Below are 15,219 nucleotides of genomic sequence, written 5' to 3' on the forward strand. Positions count from 1 at the left end.
GCTGGTGTGACGAGTGCTCAGCACGAGAGGGTGCATGCGAGCCTTCCTAGCCGCTCGGGCGCAGGGCGTTTATTGCGCCGCGTGCATCAATAGGACCAAACATTGCAATTCCCTTAAGTTAGCCTGCGTCGCACACTTGCTCCCAGATCCGCTGCCATTTGGTGCAGCTGGCAAAGGAGACAACATTGGACGCACAGCAAGATCAGCTGCAATCGTGGGTCGGACGCAGCGAAAGAATCGAAGACACCATTAGCCCCACCCCCATGGTCGCACTGACGGCGACGTTGGACCATCCGGCGATCCCGGCAAGTGCCGGCACCACGCTTCCTCCACTTTGGCATTGGCTCTACTTCCTGCCGATGCATCGACAGAGCGAAATCGGCGCTGACGGCCATGCCAAGCGCGGCGGCTTCCTTCCGCCGGTTCCGTTGCCTCGACGCATGTGGGCCGGCAGCCAGTTCGAGTTCCGCGCTCCGATTCGCGTAGGCGACCGTGTCGTACGCACCTCGACCATCGATGACGTCACGACCAAGGAAGGCCGCACCGGCAAGCTTGTATTCGTGAAGGTGCGTCACGAAGTACGTTGCAACGAGGCCGTCGAGCCGGCCCTGGTCGAGTTCCACGACATCGTCTACCGCGAAGCACAGGGCCCGAACGATGTAGTGCCACCGCCCCAGGCCGCCCCGGCCGATGCCGCCTGGCGCCGCGAGATCGTGCCGGACGACGTGCTGCTGTTTCGCTATTCGGCGCTCACCTTCAATGGCCACCGCATCCACTACGACCGCCAGTACGTGACTCAGGTCGAAGGCTACCCGGGCCTGATCGTGCACGGTCCCTTGATCGCGACACTTCTGATGGACCTTCTGCGCCGCGAGCTGCCAGAAGCCGACGTCGCAAGCTTTCGCTTCAAGGCCGTCCGCCCGACTTTCGACCTGAACGCTTTTCACGTCAGCGGCCAACCTCAGGCCGACGGCAAGACCATCCGTCTGTGGGCTTCGGACCACGACGGCTGGCTGACGATGGACGCTACCGCAGTGCTGCGCTGACCCCGCCCCAACCACAACATCAAGAGAGACAAATTCATGCAGCCACTCAATGGCATCACCGTCGTCACGCTGGAGCACGCGATTGCGGCGCCCTTCGCCACTCGTCAACTGGCTGACCTCGGGGCCCGCGTCATCAAGATCGAGCGCCCAGGTTCGGGCGACTTCGCCCGCGGTTACGACGAACGCGTTCGCGGCCTGGCGTCGCACTTTGTCTGGACCAACCGCTCCAAGGAAAGTCTCACGCTCGACGTGAAGCACCCCGAGGCAGCCACGATTCTCGAGCGCCTGGTCATGGAGAAAGCCGACGTGGTCGTGCAGAACCTGGCACCGGGCGCTGCAACGCGCCTCGGCCTGGGCTACGACAAGCTGGCCGGCGTCAAACCAGGCTTGATCGTCTGCGACATTTCTGGGTACGGGGACGACCCGCACAATCCCGGCCCGTACCGGGACAAGAAGGCCTACGACCTCTTGATCCAAAGCGAGGCCGGCTTTGTCTCCGTGACAGGCACGCCCGAAGAGCCCTGCAAGGCGGGCCCCTCGATCGCGGACATCGCCGCCGGCATGTACGCGTACAGCAGCATCCTGGCGGCGCTACTGCAGCGCGGCCAGACCGGCAAGGGCCAACGCATCGACATCTCCATGCTGGAGTCGCTCGCCGAATGGACCAGCTACCCGCTCTACTACGCATTCGAAGGCGCCGCGCCTCCGCCGCGCACCGGCGCCAGCCATGCGACGATCTATCCCTACGGTCCGTTCCCGGCAGGCGACGGCGCCACCGTCATGCTCGGTCTGCAGAACGAGCGCGAATGGGTCAGCTTCTGCGACAAGGTGCTGGAGCAACCCGATCTCGCGAACGATCCGAGGTTCACCGCCAACTTCAAGCGTGTGGCAGAGCGGGTTGCGTTGCGCCAGATCATCGTGGACGCCTTTCAGCCCCTGACTGGCAGGCAGGTGGTCGAGCGGCTCGAGGCCGCGCAGATCGCCAACGCACAGGTCAACACCATGAAGGAAGTCTGGGCGCATCCGCAGCTCGAGGCACGTGGGCGCTGGACCGAGGTGGGGACGGCGATGGGACCGGTTCCCGCCATGCTGCCTCCCGGCACGTGGGATACCGGTCCCCGCATGGACCCCGTGCCAGCGCTCGGCGAACACACGGACGCGATCCTGGGTGAGCTCGGCTACAGCGCGGCCGAGATCGCCGGACTGCACACATCCAAAGCCGTCTGAGGTCGCCACCATGCCCGCTGAACTACCGCCTCCTGCGCGCACCTACCTCTTCGTGCCTGGCACCCGCCCGGAACGTTTTGACAAGGCGCTGGCCAGCGGTGCCGACAAGGTCGTTCTCGACCTCGAGGACGCCGTGGCTGCCGACGACAAGGCCACTGCACGCGGCGTTGTCGCGACATGGCTGCAGAATGCGACGCCCGCAGACCGGTCGCGCGTCGTCGTGCGTATCAATGACGCGAACTCGTCCTGGTTTGCCGCGGACCTTGCGGCGTTGGGCGACGCGCATGGGATCAGCTTGCTCTTGCCCAAGGCAGAGTCGGCCGCGCAGATCGAAGAGACCCAGGCGGCTTTGCCCGACGCGGGCATCCTCGCGCTCATCGAAAGCGCACGCGGGGTGTCGGAAGTCGACCGCATTGCGGCCGCCGGCGCGCAACGCCTGGTGTTCGGAACGCTCGATTTCGCACTCGACCTCGACATGGACATCTCGACGGACGCCTCCGGCCTTGGCTATGCAGCCAGCCGGATCGCGATCGCCTCGCGCCTGGCGAGCCTGCCGGCACCGGTCGCCGGCGTCACGCCGCAGCTCGACGACGAGGCGCGGCTGATGTCGGATCTGGCCGAGGCCAGACGGTTTGGCTTCGGCGCCAAGCTCTGTATCCACCCGCGCCAGGTACAGCCGATTCACACCGCACTGCGTCCGAGCGCGGAGGCACTGGACTGGGCCAACCGCGTCCTGGTTGCCGATGCCGCATCGCCCGGCGCAGCCCGCCTCGACGGCCGCATGGTCGACCGTCCCGTGGTGCTCCAGGCGCAACGCACGCTGGCCCTGGCCCGCAGCTGACAGACCTCATTCACCAACTTCCACCGCAGAAAGAGACAACACACCATGGCCTCCACCATCATCGACTCACGCATCTTCGGCGACATGTTCAGCGACTCGCGTATGCGCGACGTCTGGTCCGACGAGAACCGCACCGCCAAGTACCTGGACATCGAGCGCGCCCTTGCGAAAGTCCAGGGCGAGCTCGGCATCATCCCGAAGGAAGCGGCCGATGAGATCGTCCGCAACTGCAACCTGTCGCAGATCGACTGGGACAAGCTCAAGGCCAAGACCGAGCAGATCGGCTATCCCATCATTGCCGTGGTCAACCAGATCAATGCGAACTGCCGGGACAAGCTCGGCGAGTACTGCCACTGGGGTGCCACCACGCAGGACATCACCGACACGGCCGCCGTGCTTCAGATGCGCGAAGGCCTCGCGCTGGTCGAGCAGGATCTGGACGAGATCGGAGATGCGCTCGCGGCCCTCGCCAAGAAATACCGCGACACGCCCGTCATCGGCCGCTCCAACCTTCAGCAGGCCACGCCGATCACCTTCGGCTACAAGATGGCCAGTATCCTGGCGGGCATCGATCGTCACCGCGAGCGCCTGCAGCAGCTCAAGCCGCGCGTCCTCATGGGGGAGTTCGGCGGCGCATCGGGCACCTTGTCCTCGCTGGAGAAGGGCGCCATGGACACCCAGGCCGGATTGATGAAGGAGCTGGGACTGGCCCAGCCGCTGATCTCGTGGCACACGGTGCGCGACACCATCGCGGAGGTCGGTGCCTTCCTCGGGCTGGTCGGCGGCTCGCTCGGCAAGATCGCGATGGACGTCAAGCTGATGATGCAGACCGAAGTGGCCGAGGTCTTCGAGCCCTTCGCGCCGGGCCGCGGCTCGTCGTCGACGATGCCGCAAAAGCGCAACCCGATCTCCTGCCTCTACATTCACGCCAACATCTCGGTCGCGCGCCAGCACGCGGCCGCGCTGATGGATGCGATGGTGGCAGACCACGAGCGCTCGACCGGCCCCTGGGAAATCGAGTGGGTGTCGCTGCCGGAGATCTTTTGCCTGATGTCAGGCGCGCTGAAGCAGACCAAGTTCATTCTCAAGGGCCTGGAGGTCGACGCCACCCGCATGCGCGCCAACATCGACATCACCAACGGGCTCGTGATGTCCGAGGCCGTGATGATGGGGTTGGGCCCGTACATTGGCCGTGAATACGCTCACGACCTGGTCTATGACCTGTGCCGTCAGGCACGCTCCGACAACCGTCCGTTGATCGAGATCCTGGCCGCCCACCCGGAGATCAACAAGCACGTCACGCGAGCCCAGCTCGATGCGATGTGCGACCCGGCCAACAACCTCGGCCAAGCCGGCGTCATGGTCGATCGTGTGCTCACCGCGCGCGGCTGACCAGACCCTGGCCCTTCACTGTCGACCAAGCCGGCGCAGACCGGTACGCATCTGTGCGCCCTGAATCTGGAGACAACGTCGTGAACATCCGCAAAGTATTAAAGCTTCTCTACGTACAGGTCCTGATCGGCCTGATCCTCGGTATCACCGTGGGCCACTACTGGCCCGAGTTCGGCGCCGCCCTCAAGCCGCTCGGCGACGGCTTCGTCAAGCTGGTCAAGATGATGATCGCGCCGGTGGTGTTCTGCACCATCGTGAGCGGCATCACGTCCCTGGGCGACTCCAAGGAAATCGGCAAGACCCTGCTCAAGGCGATGGGACTCTTCTACGCCCTGACGATCATTGCGCTCCTCACGGGCTTGGCCACCGTCCTGCTGATCCAGCCGGGCGCCGGGATGCACATCGATCCGAAGAACCTCGACGCCTCCGTGGCGACCCGCTTCGCGAACCAGGTGCATATCCACGGCTTCACCGACTTCGTCATGCACATCATCCCGAATGCGTTCGTCGGCGCCTTCGCTGAGGGCGAGGTGTTGCCGGTACTGCTGCTCGCAGTGCTCTGTGGATTCGGTCTGACGAAGATCGGGACGGCGGCCAAGCCGGTGCTCGAGGGCATCGAAGGCTTCTCGCACATGCTCTTCGCGGCCTTCGGCATCATCATGCGGCTGGCACCGATCGGCGCCTTCGGCGCGATGGCATTCACAGTGGGGCGCTACGGCATCCAGTCGATCGGCTCGCTCGGACTGCTGATCGGCACCTTCTATGTGGCCTGCATCTTCTTTGTCGTCGTGGTGCTGGGCGTGCTGTCGCGTCTGCACGGTTTCAAGCTGTGGCAGCTGATGCGATACATCAAGGAAGAGTTGCTGGTCGTGCTCGGCACCTCATCCAGCGAACCTGTCCTCCCCCGACTCCTGCTCAAGCTCGAACGGCTTGGATGCAAGAAGGGCGTGGTCGGGCTGGTGCTTCCGACAGGCTATTCGTTCAATCTCGACGGGACGGCCATCTACCTCACGCTGGCGTCGATGTTCATCGCCCAGGCCTGCGACATCCATCTGTCGTGGCTCCAGATCGGCTCGATGCTGGGCATCATGCTGCTCACCTCCAAGGGCGCAGCGGGGGTGACGGGCAGTGGCTTTGTCGCCTTGGTGGCCACGCTCACGGTCATGCCTGATCTTCCAGTGGCCGGTGTGGCGCTGATCGTCGGGATCGATCGCTTCATGTCCGAGGCTCGGGCGCTCACCAGCACCATCAGCAACGCAGTGGCCTGTATCGTGGTCTCCATCTGGGAAAACGCTTGCGACCGAGACGTACTGAAGCGCGAGCTGGCGGCGAATTACGCCAACACCGAGCACGAGCTCGAAGAAGGGTCCGGAGACTTGCAGTTGCCGCTCGGCCACACCGGCACAGCCCACTGAATCCGGGGGCGGGCTTCGGGTACGGCCCGCTTTCAGCTTCTCAATTCACCGCGCGGCGGCCATCTGGCTTGCCGCGCTTTGCTTTCATGCCGGAGAAGAATGCATAGAGCTGCTGCGCTGCCGGGGACAAGGTCCGGCCTTTTCGTCGGATGAGGCCGATCTTTCGGGTGATCACCGGGTCGTAGAGCGGAACACTCACAAGCAGCGGATGGTCCGCATCCGGCATGGCGATCGAGGGCACCGCGGCCACGCCCAGGCCCGCCTCCACCAGCCCGAGCATTGTGGTGACGTGCTGGGTCTCATAGATGCTCTGTGGACGGCCAGGCAGGCCTGACAGCGCCTGATCCAGCAGCAGCCGGTTCCCCGATGCCTTGCTGACCGAGATGTAGTCGTACTGCCCCAGATCGGTCCAGCTCACGCGGCGCTTCTTCGCGAGCGGGTGGTCGCGCCGGCAAGCCGCAACGAAACGCTCCTCCAGCAAGGGCTTGAACTCGATGTCCGCCTCCTTGCCTCCAACGAAGTTCAGTCCGAAGTCAGCCTCACCGCGCGATACGGCGGAGAGCACTTCGTTCGCGCTGGCGTCGAAGACCTTGACCCGGATCTTCGGGTAGCGCTCGTGGTAGCGCGAGATCACCTGCGACAGGAAGTAGTAGACGGTCGAAGGCACGCAGGCGATCGTCACCTCGCCCATGCGCGTGGCTGCCACACCGCGGATGCCCAGCAGCGTGTGGTCAAGGTCGTCCAGGAGCTGCTGCACCTTGCGATCGAAGTCGCGACCTACCGAGGTCAGGCTCACACGCCGGGTGGTGCGGTCGAGGAGCCGCACCCCAAGTGCTTCTTCAAGCTTTTCGATGCGCCGGCTGAAGGCCGGCTGCGATACATGCAGCGCCTCGGCCGCCTTGCGAAAGCTGTTGAGCTCGGCCACCGCCCGGAACGCCTGCAGGTCGTTGAGATTGAAGTTGATGGCCATGCGCATTGCCTCCTGAAGCACTCTCACTGATCCACAGTGTGCATCAATCGATCCTAAACATGCAATTCACAGAAGTCTTCCATGAGCCGAACATTCACCCAAGGCCAAAACAACAAGAAGCCTCCCGTTTCAGACCCAGTACCAAGACATCCACCGGAGTAGACAAATTGAAGTTCCAGAAGATTCGCCTCGTAGCAGCTGTCGCGCTGGCTGCGTCCGTGGCCTGCGGCAGCGCAGCAGCCGCCTTTCCTGAGAAGTCGATCACCCTCGTGGTTCCCACGGCGGCAGGGGGTGCCAACGACGCCATGGCCCGCGTCATCGGGCAGGCGATGTCGGCCATCCTCAAGCAACCGGTGATCGTCGACAACAAGGCCGGCGCCAACGGCGCGATTGCCACCGAGTACGTGATGCGAGCCGCCCCGGACGGCTACACGCTCATGCTGGGCTACATCGCAACGCACGCGATGAACCCCGCCCTGCAGAAGCTTCGTTACGACCCGGTCAAGGACTTCGAGCCCGTCGGCATGGTCGGGTCGTCGGCGACGCTGATGGTGCTCAATCCCGCCGTCAAAGCCGGCAACGCGAAGGAAGTCGTGGCGATGCTCAAGGCCGCTCCGGACAAGACCAGCTACGCCTCCGCAGGCAACGGCACCGCGCCACACTTCGCCGCCGAGATGTTCAAGCTCTCGACCGGTACGAGCATGCTGCACGTGCCGTACAAGGGGTCGGCGCCGGCGATCACCGACACCATCGGCGGACAGACCCAGGTGATGTTCCCGAGCCTTTTCACAGCGATGCCGTATGTCAAGGCCGGCAAGCTGAAGGCGGTGGCCGTTGCAGGCCCCAAGCGCTCGGCGCTCATGCCGGACGTACCCACGCTTCAGGAGCAAGGGATCGCCGACGTCGACGTGTCGCAGTGGTACGGCATCTTCGCGCCGGCGAAGACACCCAAGCCAGTGATCGAACAGCTCAACAAGGTGCTCAATGAGGTGCTGGCCGACAAGAGCGTGATCAAGCGCCTCGAGGACCACGGCGCAGAGGTGTCGACCATGACGACCGACCAGATGCGCACCTATGTTGCGCAGGAGCAGGTCAAGTGGAAGAAGGTGGTCCAGGCCGCCAAGATCACCGCGGATTGAGATGAACCGATCGATCCCCTGCGTACTGATGCGCGCCGGTACTTCACGCGGACCCTTCTTTCTGCGTGACTGGTTGCCGGAGGGCGACGAGGCGCGTGACCAGGCGCTGATCGGCGCCATCGGTGCCTCCGATCCGCTCCAGCTCGACGGTGTGGGAGGCGGCAGCACCTTGAACAGCAAGGTCGCCATCGTGTCGCGCTCGTCGCAGCCGGGCTGCGACATCGACTATCTCTTTGCGCAGGTAGGCGTCGGGCACCGGTCGGTCGACACGCGGCCCAACTGCGGAAACATGCTCTCGGGCGTTGCGCCTTTCGCAATCGAGCAGGGTTTGATTCCTGCGACGGACGGAACCACCAGCGTTCGTGTCTACAACGTCAACACCGGGTCGCGCATCGACGTGACCGTTCGGACGCCGGGCGGCCGTGTGACCTACGAAGGCGACGCGCGCATCGACGGCGTAGCCGGTACGGCGGCACCCATCCTTCTCAACTTTCTTGACGCTTGGGGTGCAGTCACTGGTCATGTTTTCCCGACCGGCAAACGGATCGACACCATCGACGGGATCGAGGTGACCTGCATCGATGCAGCGATGCCGCTGATGATCGTGCGCGCGGCTGATCTGGGAGTGAAAGGAGATGACAAACCAGCAGCGCTGGATGCAAACGTCCCGTTGCTCGAGCGGTTGGAAACCCTTCGCCTGGAGGCCGGCCGCAGGATGGGACTCGGCGATGTGTCCAACAGCGTCATACCCAAGCCGGTGCTCGTGAGCGCTGGCGCGTCGAATGACAGCATCACCTCGCGCTACTTCACCCCGCGCAAGTGTCACGCATCACATGCGGTAACCGGAGCCATAGGTGTCGCCAGCGCATTTGCCCTGCCCGGGACGGTGGCGAGCGGCATGGCGCGCGAGCCGGGGCGGCATGGCCTCGTCGTGCTGCATCCCGCAGGTCAGATCGATGTTGAAGTCGAACTGGCGGGGCACGGCGATGCTGCGACGGTCGAGCGAGCAGCCCTGGTTCGAACGGCCCGGAAGATCATGCAGGGCGAACTGCATCTGCCTGACTACGTGTTTTCGCGTCCAGGAGCACAAGACGCCGAGACGTCAGACTTCCCCCGCAGAAGCCTGACAATCATCGTCCCGACGCGCGCCGGTGGCGGCAACGACACGATGGCACGGATCATCGCCGCAAAACTGGGCCCGCTGCTCGGCCAGGAAATTGTGGTCGACAACAGGGCGGGCGCGAATGGCGCCATCGCAAGCGAATACGTAGCGGGCGCCGCGCCGGACGGCCACACCTTGATGTTCGGCTACGTCGGTACGCACGCGATGAACCCAGCTCTGCAAAGGCTGGGCTATGACCCGGTCCGCGATTTTGAACCGGTTGGGCTCGTCGGTTCTTCATCGACCTTGATGGTGGCCCATCCGGAAAGAGGCGCCCCTGATCTGCACACGCTCATCGGCCTGCTCAGGGACACCCCTCGGTGTTTCAGCTACGCATCTGCTGGCGACGGGACGCCTCCGCACTTCGCAGCCGAACTTTTTCAGCTCAGTAGTGGAACGTCAATGGCGAACGCGACCTTTGAAGGAGCGGCACCTGCGATCGCCGACACGGTCAGCGGGCGATCGCAGATCATGTTTCCCAGCCTCTTTACCGCGTACCCGTTCATCAGGGCAGGACGACTGCGCGCTTTGGCCGTCGCAGGGCCGAAGCGCCTGGAGGCACTCCCCGCCGTGCCGACGCTCGCGGAGTTGGGCGTTCCGGGCGTGGACGTCGTTCAGTGGTATGGACTCTTCGCCCCTGCTGGCACACCTGGGCCGGCCATTGATCGCCTCAACCGCGCGCTCAACGAAGTACTGACCGATCCGGAGGTCGTCGAACGCTTCGAAAGCCAGGGCGCCAAGGTCGAGGCCGGACCTCCTGCAGCGCTTCGCCGGCGCGTTCATGACGATCTCAGCCGATGGCAGGGTGTCGTGGCCGAGGGGGCGCTCGCCCCTCAGGACTCACCTGTCCTTGTTTTGGACTGATCGAGCCGCCTCCACCTGCCTGCGCGAGGCCCCGATTCCCAACGCTTCCGAGGGCGCGCCACCAGCGGCCCTCCGGGGGACCACGCAACACTTCTAGAACTGTATTGGTGACACAAGACATGAGCAAATCCATCCTCGCCCTCGCAGGGCTTGCCGCTTCGGGGACCGCGATGGCGCAATCATCCGTGACGCTTTTCGGCGTAGCCGATGCAGCCGTCAGCTACTACAGCACGAAGAGCGTGCTGTATTTTTCGCCGATCGCTTCGCTGCCTCCCATTGCGACGCCGGCCGAGGTGCAGCTTTCCCAAACTGCCCTCTCCAGTGGCGGGAACGCCTCAAGCCGGTTCGGGTTCCGTGGTACCGAAGATCTTGGCGGCGGATTGGCTGCCAGCTTCTGGCTGGAGGCCGGCTTCAACCAGGACACGGGCCTCATCCCCAATGCGGCTTTTGCGCGGCGGTCCACGGTCAGCCTGTCGAGCAACAACTTCGGTGAAGTTCGTCTTGGTCGCGACTATGTGCCAACCTATTGGAACGAAAGCGTGTTCGATCCCATGGGCGCGGTTGGCGTAGGCGAGAACCTGATCAAGACAGTGAGCGGCGCTATCGCAATCGCTCGGGGACCGGGCTCGCCAGTGTCTTCGACCGACAACGCGGTTCGCGCGTCAAACAGCGTTGGATACTTCCTTCCGCGAAATCTTGGTGGCTTCTACGGCCAGCTGATGTATGCGCTACCGGAGAACGTGGATTCCAGCAACGTTGCAGGCAGCCCCTCGACGAAGGGCCGCTACTATGGAGGTCGCTTCGGCTACGCCAGCGGCCCTTTGGATATTGCCGTCGCCTACGGTGAAAGCAGTGCCGCCGACGCCGCGACCTTGACCGCCGCCGGCGTTCCGACCGGCGGTTGGCTCTCGGAGAGTCTGCGAACGGTCAATCTGGGCGCCTCATATGACTTCGGCATCCTGAAGCTCATGGGGGAAGTCTCCCAAGTGCGCGACAGCACAAACCGAGTGGGACCGGGGCGGGGCCTCATCAGACCCCCTGCGGTCAAGGAGAACGACAACTACAACGGCGCGATGATTGGGATGACTGTGCCTTTGGGCGCGGGGATGTTCAAAGCCTCGATCGCACGTGTAGATTTCGACAACGACTTGGGAGTGGTGCCACCGGGTTCGCCAGAGCGAGATGCTTCCGTAAGCAAGCTTGCGGTCGGGTATGTTTACAACCTCTCCAAACGGACCGCACTCTACGCGACCATGGCGCGGGTTCGGGTCAACGATGGTCAGAACAATCCCGCGATCATGGGTGTTTCTGCTGGTGGCCTTGCATATCTGCCAGCAGGCTCCGCTACCTCGGGCTTTGCTCCGCGCAGTGCGACTGGCTACGATTTCGGATTGCGCCACACGTTCTGATGCAACGAGGCCGGGGCCGAACTCCCCATATCCGAATGCAATGTTTCGGATTCGGTCGAGTGTGATGCCGACGGTCAGCTATTCGACCCGAAGCGGTCATCGCTCGCGCGGGCGCCGGAGGCTGCTACTGGCCGCGAATGATCTGCCGCTCCTGGGCGCCGGCCTTGGCGGACTCGGCAGGACGGAGACTTCTTCTTCGTCATGCAGGCTCCGGCGGTTGTTGGGGCCTCGTGCACGGCGCCGTAACCTTGCATCGCAAAGAGAGGACGGAGGGTCGGAAGGGCAATTGCACCTTGGTGCAGCCTGGTTCGCGGATCTTCGGGACGTCGCGCAAGGCGCTAGGGCTGATTCAGCTGGGCGTAGGGCACGAACGCGGCGCCGCCCCAATTGGCCTGCAGCAAGACGCCCTTGTCGGTGAACTGGTAGGTGGACACGTAGGGATTGAAGGACATGGACATGTCCGCCGATGATCCCGCGGTGCGCAGCTTCATGGTTGCGTCGGCCGACGCAGCGACGTCGGCGCCGAGCCTGCGAAATTGGTCGAACACTTCCTTGTTCTTGAAAACCATAACTTGGCGGAAATCCTTGTATCCAATGCCCGGCCCGGTGCCGGCGCGCGTTGCAAGCATGAAGGTGTTCGCCTGCGTTGAGTTGTCGACCAGCACCCCTGTGCCGCGCGCCCCGACGAAGAGCAGGACGTTGATCTGCGAGGAATCGAACACTGCGTAGCCGACCGCCTTCTTCACTTCATCGCGGGTCTCGGGCTTTTGCGCAAAGAGCTCGTCGAGCGTCTTGTCGCGCATGGCGAGAATCTCCGCCTTGACTCTGGGGACATCGGCAGGCGACAGCGTGGGCTGCACGGAGCTATCGCCATGCGTGGATCCTGTGGCGCAGGCCGATAGCAGGACGGGCAGCAACACCATCCAACAACGATGTTTCATGTTGAGTTCCTGAGGAGCGAGGGGAGTGAGGCAGGCACCAATGAGTTCGTGTCATTGTGCGCCCAACCGACGGTCGGGAGACCATCGCTGCCATGCCTTCTGCCCATACCATGGAGCACCAGGACCCTACCCGGTGCACGACAGGTAGCTCGAAACTCGACCTCCGATTGGGGGTCACATTCAGCAAATGACATTGCGTTGAACTATCTGGCGTTCGGGGCTGATCCAGGCGCTTTACAACTCCAAGGCCTGATCGTTCGACTGCCGTCAGCGTCGATGTTGCCATCCCGACTTTTCATTGGATCTGCATTGAGCAAGCTCAAGGCGGCGCCGAAAGCACGTTCACTACGAAGTGAGGACGCGAACCGCCGTCGAAGGGTCCACTTTCGAGGAGGACGATGAAAGCAGCCCGGCACTCCACCGCGCGACCCTGGGTCTTGTCGCGGCGCTGTTGACCACTGGCGGATTCGGCGCTGTACAGGCCCAGTCCAACTGGACGGGCGCGCTCTCCTCCGACTGGTTCTCGCAAGGCAACTGGCTCAACGGCCTGGTTCCCGCAGCGGGATCACCGCCAACCTCGATGTCTCGAATCCGGCGCTCATCCAGGCCACCAATGCCACGGCACAGCAAGTGAGCGTGGGTCAAAGCGGCACGGGTGTCGGCGTGACGTGCGCGAGCGCGTGGTGGCCAGCACGCTGAGAACTGCCGCAACAATTCAATGGACGCGCGCGCCCGAGTACGGCATGCTTGCGCGCGAGTGCCCCACGAACGATCGCTGGCGACCCCCCAAGTGACCAACTCACGTCGATTTGCGCAGGCATGCCTCGCCGGCTTCGCGGTCGCGTTGCCGAGCCTTGGATTCGGTCAGCAGGACGCGCTGCCCGCATTCAAGGAACTCGACTCGATGGAAGCGAGAGTTCAAGGTTGCGTGACCTGCCATGGCCAGAGCGGGCAAGGGACCAGCAACGGCTACTTCCCGCGAATCGCGGGGAAGCCGGCCGGCTACCTCTACAACCAGCTCGTGGCGTTTCGCGACGGCACCCGGCGCTACCCGCCGATGAACTATCTCGTCGCGTATCTGCCGGATTCCTATCTCAAGGAGATCGCAGACCATTTCGCCAAGCAGCGCCCACCGTTCGCGGCACGTGAAGACGCCGGCGCCGATGCAGCCGCGCTGGCGCGAGGGAAGGCGCTGGTGACGGCAGGGGACCCGCAGAAGGGAATCCCCGCGTGCATTGCCTGCCACGGCGCGGGGCTGACTGGCATGAACCCGGGCATTCCCGGACTGGTGGGGCTTCGGCCAGGCTACATCGCGGCGCAGCTCACCCGTTGGCGGGTCGGCGACCGGCATGCGGCCGACCCCGACTGCATGAAGAGGATTGCAGTGCGCCTCACGGAGATCGATGTGAACGCGGTGGCCGCCTGGCTGGGGCAGCAAGATCCTCCCAGAGACCCCTCACCCGAGTCCTCGAACCTCGTTCGCATGCCGCTGGCATGTGGCAGCCAACGGTAGTCGCGATGCGTCGGCCCTGGATCACCTTCCTTGGCGCGGTCGTGGTGATCGGGGTGATCGGCGTTGCCGCGATGTACTACCTGCTTCCCGGCGAGCTTCGCCCCACCCAGGGGGTAGCGACGACGCCCAACGCCACGACGCAAGTCATCAACAAGGGCGAGTACCTCGCGCGCGCCGGTGACTGCGTTGCGTGCCATACCCATCCGGGCGGCCAGGAGTTCGCCGGCGGCCGCGCCATGCCGACACCGTTCGGCAACCTCTATGTTCCGAACATCACGCCGGACGAGGAAACGGGCATCGGCGCGTGGTCTCCCGAGGAGTTCTATCGCATGATGCACAAAGGCGTGTCCCGCGACGGTACGTTGCTGTACCCCGCAATGCCCTTCGCCTCCTACACCAAGGTGACGCGCGAGGACTCGGACGCCATCTTTGCCTACCTGATGTCGGTGCCGCCGGTGAAGCAGCCCAACCGGCCGCACGAGCTGCGCTTCCCCTACAACAAGCGGGAGCTACTGGTCGGTTGGCGCGCCTTGTATTTCAACGAAGGCGAGTACCAACCCGACCCGAAGCAATCCGCCCAGTGGAACCGCGGAGCCTACCTCGTACTGGGCCTGGGCCATTGCGCCATGTGCCACACGGCCGTGAATCCCCTGGGCGGTTCGAGCGAATCGAAGGCGTTCGAGGGAGGGATGATCCCGAACCAGAACTGGTACGCGCCATCGCTGACCTCGAACCGGGAAGCCGGGCTGGGCAACTGGAGCCTTCAGGACATCAAGGATCTGCTCCAGGCCGGCGTCTCGCACCGCGGGACCGTCTACGGGCCGATGGCCGAGGTCACCTACAACAGCCTTCAGTACCTGAGCGACGAGGACGTGGAGGCAATGGCCGTCTACTTGAAGGCACTGCCGCAGCGCGACTCCGAGCCGCCGCCCACGAGCCAGGCGCGCCTGGTGGCGCCGAACGTCATGGAGCTGGGCCGCAAGGTCTACGCTCAGCAATGCGCGATGTGTCACGGCGAAGAGGGCAAGGGCCATCCGCCGGGCCTGCCGCCGCTTGCCGGCAACCAGTCCATCACCATGGCGTCGCCCGTCAACTCGATCCGCATGGTGCTCAACGGCGGCTACGCGCCCGGGACCCGGAAGAACCCGAGGCCGTACGGGATGCCTCCCTTCAATCACATCCTCAACGACGACGAGGCGGCCGCCGTCGTTACCTACATCCGCGTCGCCTGGGAGAACAGTGGCACCCCGGTGTCACCTGCCCAGGTCAATGATCTGCGCAAGCTCATACCCGAATAGGA

The 15,219-nt window shown here is 64.0% G+C and carries 12 protein-coding genes; 10 read left to right on the plus strand and 2 right to left on the minus strand.

The genetic code is table 11. The features are described from left to right. Positions 1 to 185: 185 nt before the first annotated feature. The 5 genes from QTI24_RS18920 to dctA all read left to right on the plus strand — a co-directional run bounded on the left by QTI24_RS18920 (position 186) and on the right by dctA (position 5,921). Positions 186 to 1,046 carry an HTD2 family dehydratase gene (locus tag QTI24_RS18920; protein ID WP_286602545.1) on the plus strand — a complete coding sequence of 287 codons (861 nt, stop codon included), beginning with the start codon at positions 186 to 188 and terminating at the stop codon, positions 1,044 to 1,046. 36 nt (positions 1,047 to 1,082) lie between these two features. Next, positions 1,083 to 2,273, plus strand: a complete 1,191-nt coding sequence (locus QTI24_RS18925) for a CaiB/BaiF CoA transferase family protein (protein ID WP_286602547.1) — start codon at positions 1,083 to 1,085, stop codon at positions 2,271 to 2,273. A gap of 10 nt (positions 2,274 to 2,283) precedes the next feature. Beyond that, complete coding sequence (locus tag QTI24_RS18930; RefSeq protein ID WP_286602549.1) at positions 2,284 to 3,114, plus strand: HpcH/HpaI aldolase/citrate lyase family protein; 831 nt, start codon at positions 2,284 to 2,286, stop codon at positions 3,112 to 3,114. 45 nt (positions 3,115 to 3,159) lie between these two features. Beyond that, on the plus strand, positions 3,160 to 4,506 hold the full coding sequence (pcaB, locus tag QTI24_RS18935) for a 3-carboxy-cis,cis-muconate cycloisomerase (protein ID WP_286602551.1): 1,347 nt from the start codon (positions 3,160 to 3,162) through the stop codon (positions 4,504 to 4,506). 80 nt (positions 4,507 to 4,586) lie between these two features. Beyond that, positions 4,587 to 5,921, plus strand: a complete 1,335-nt coding sequence (gene dctA / locus QTI24_RS18940; protein ID WP_286602553.1) for a C4-dicarboxylate transporter DctA — start codon at positions 4,587 to 4,589, stop codon at positions 5,919 to 5,921. A 40-nt stretch (positions 5,922 to 5,961) separates the two neighbouring features. On the opposite strand, the gene QTI24_RS18945 is transcribed toward dctA, so the two are convergent. Further along, on the minus strand, positions 5,962 to 6,891 hold the full coding sequence (locus tag QTI24_RS18945; RefSeq protein WP_286602555.1) for a LysR family transcriptional regulator: 930 nt from the start codon (positions 6,889 to 6,891) through the stop codon (positions 5,962 to 5,964). Between the two features lie 167 nt (positions 6,892 to 7,058). Here QTI24_RS18945 and QTI24_RS18950 point away from each other — a divergent pair, with 167 nt between their 5' ends. The 3 genes from QTI24_RS18950 to QTI24_RS18960 all read left to right on the plus strand — a co-directional run bounded on the left by QTI24_RS18950 (position 7,059) and on the right by QTI24_RS18960 (position 11,465). Further along, a complete protein-coding gene (locus tag QTI24_RS18950) occupies positions 7,059 to 8,030 on the plus strand; it encodes a Bug family tripartite tricarboxylate transporter substrate binding protein (protein ID WP_286602557.1) in 972 nt (323 codons plus the stop codon). A gap of 1 nt (position 8,031) precedes the next feature. Continuing rightward, positions 8,032 to 10,056, plus strand: coding sequence for a 4-oxalomesaconate tautomerase (locus QTI24_RS18955; protein ID WP_286602558.1), 2,025 nt, complete (start codon positions 8,032 to 8,034; stop codon positions 10,054 to 10,056). Between the two features lie 119 nt (positions 10,057 to 10,175). Further along, positions 10,176 to 11,465 (plus strand): porin, encoded by a 1,290-nt coding sequence (locus tag QTI24_RS18960; protein WP_286602560.1) that lies wholly within the window; start codon positions 10,176 to 10,178, stop codon positions 11,463 to 11,465. Positions 11,466 to 11,803: 338 nt separating this feature from the next. Here QTI24_RS18960 and QTI24_RS18965 read toward each other — a convergent pair whose 3' ends face one another. Further along, positions 11,804 to 12,406, minus strand: coding sequence for a lipid-binding SYLF domain-containing protein (locus tag QTI24_RS18965; RefSeq protein WP_286602562.1), 603 nt, complete (start codon positions 12,404 to 12,406; stop codon positions 11,804 to 11,806). An 844-nt stretch (positions 12,407 to 13,250) separates the two neighbouring features. Between QTI24_RS18965 and QTI24_RS18970 the strand changes: the two genes are divergently transcribed. Further along, the gene (locus QTI24_RS18970) at positions 13,251 to 13,919 is read left to right on the plus strand and encodes a c-type cytochrome (RefSeq protein ID WP_503011282.1); all 669 of its coding nucleotides are present in this window, start codon (positions 13,251 to 13,253) and stop codon (positions 13,917 to 13,919) included. 71 nt (positions 13,920 to 13,990) lie between these two features. Next, positions 13,991 to 15,217 (plus strand): c-type cytochrome, encoded by a 1,227-nt coding sequence (locus tag QTI24_RS18975; RefSeq protein ID WP_503011283.1) that lies wholly within the window; start codon positions 13,991 to 13,993, stop codon positions 15,215 to 15,217. The last annotated feature ends 2 nt before the right edge of the window (positions 15,218 to 15,219 follow it).

The organism is Variovorax sp. J22P240 (assembly GCF_030316855.1).
In the GTDB taxonomy this organism is placed as follows: Bacteria; Pseudomonadota; Gammaproteobacteria; order Burkholderiales; family Burkholderiaceae_C; genus Variovorax.

Bases quoted from the DNA above. Each gene is read 5' to 3' on its own strand.
- QTI24_RS18945 (WP_286602555.1), bottom strand. From the start codon at position 6,891: ATGGCCATCAACTTCAATCTCAACGACCTGCAGGCGTTCCGGGCGGTG.
- QTI24_RS18975 (WP_503011283.1), top strand. From the start codon at position 13,991: ATGTACTACCTGCTTCCCGGCGAGCTTCGCCCCACCCAGGGGGTAGCG.
- QTI24_RS18925 (WP_286602547.1), top strand. From the start codon at position 1,083: ATGCAGCCACTCAATGGCATCACCGTCGTCACGCTGGAGCACGCGATT.
- QTI24_RS18960 (WP_286602560.1), top strand. From the start codon at position 10,176: ATGAGCAAATCCATCCTCGCCCTCGCAGGGCTTGCCGCTTCGGGGACC.
- QTI24_RS18955 (WP_286602558.1), top strand. From the start codon at position 8,032: ATGAACCGATCGATCCCCTGCGTACTGATGCGCGCCGGTACTTCACGC.
- QTI24_RS18930 (WP_286602549.1), top strand. From the start codon at position 2,284: ATGCCCGCTGAACTACCGCCTCCTGCGCGCACCTACCTCTTCGTGCCT.
- QTI24_RS18965 (WP_286602562.1), bottom strand. From the start codon at position 12,406: ATGAAACATCGTTGTTGGATGGTGTTGCTGCCCGTCCTGCTATCGGCC.
- pcaB (WP_286602551.1), top strand. From the start codon at position 3,160: ATGGCCTCCACCATCATCGACTCACGCATCTTCGGCGACATGTTCAGC.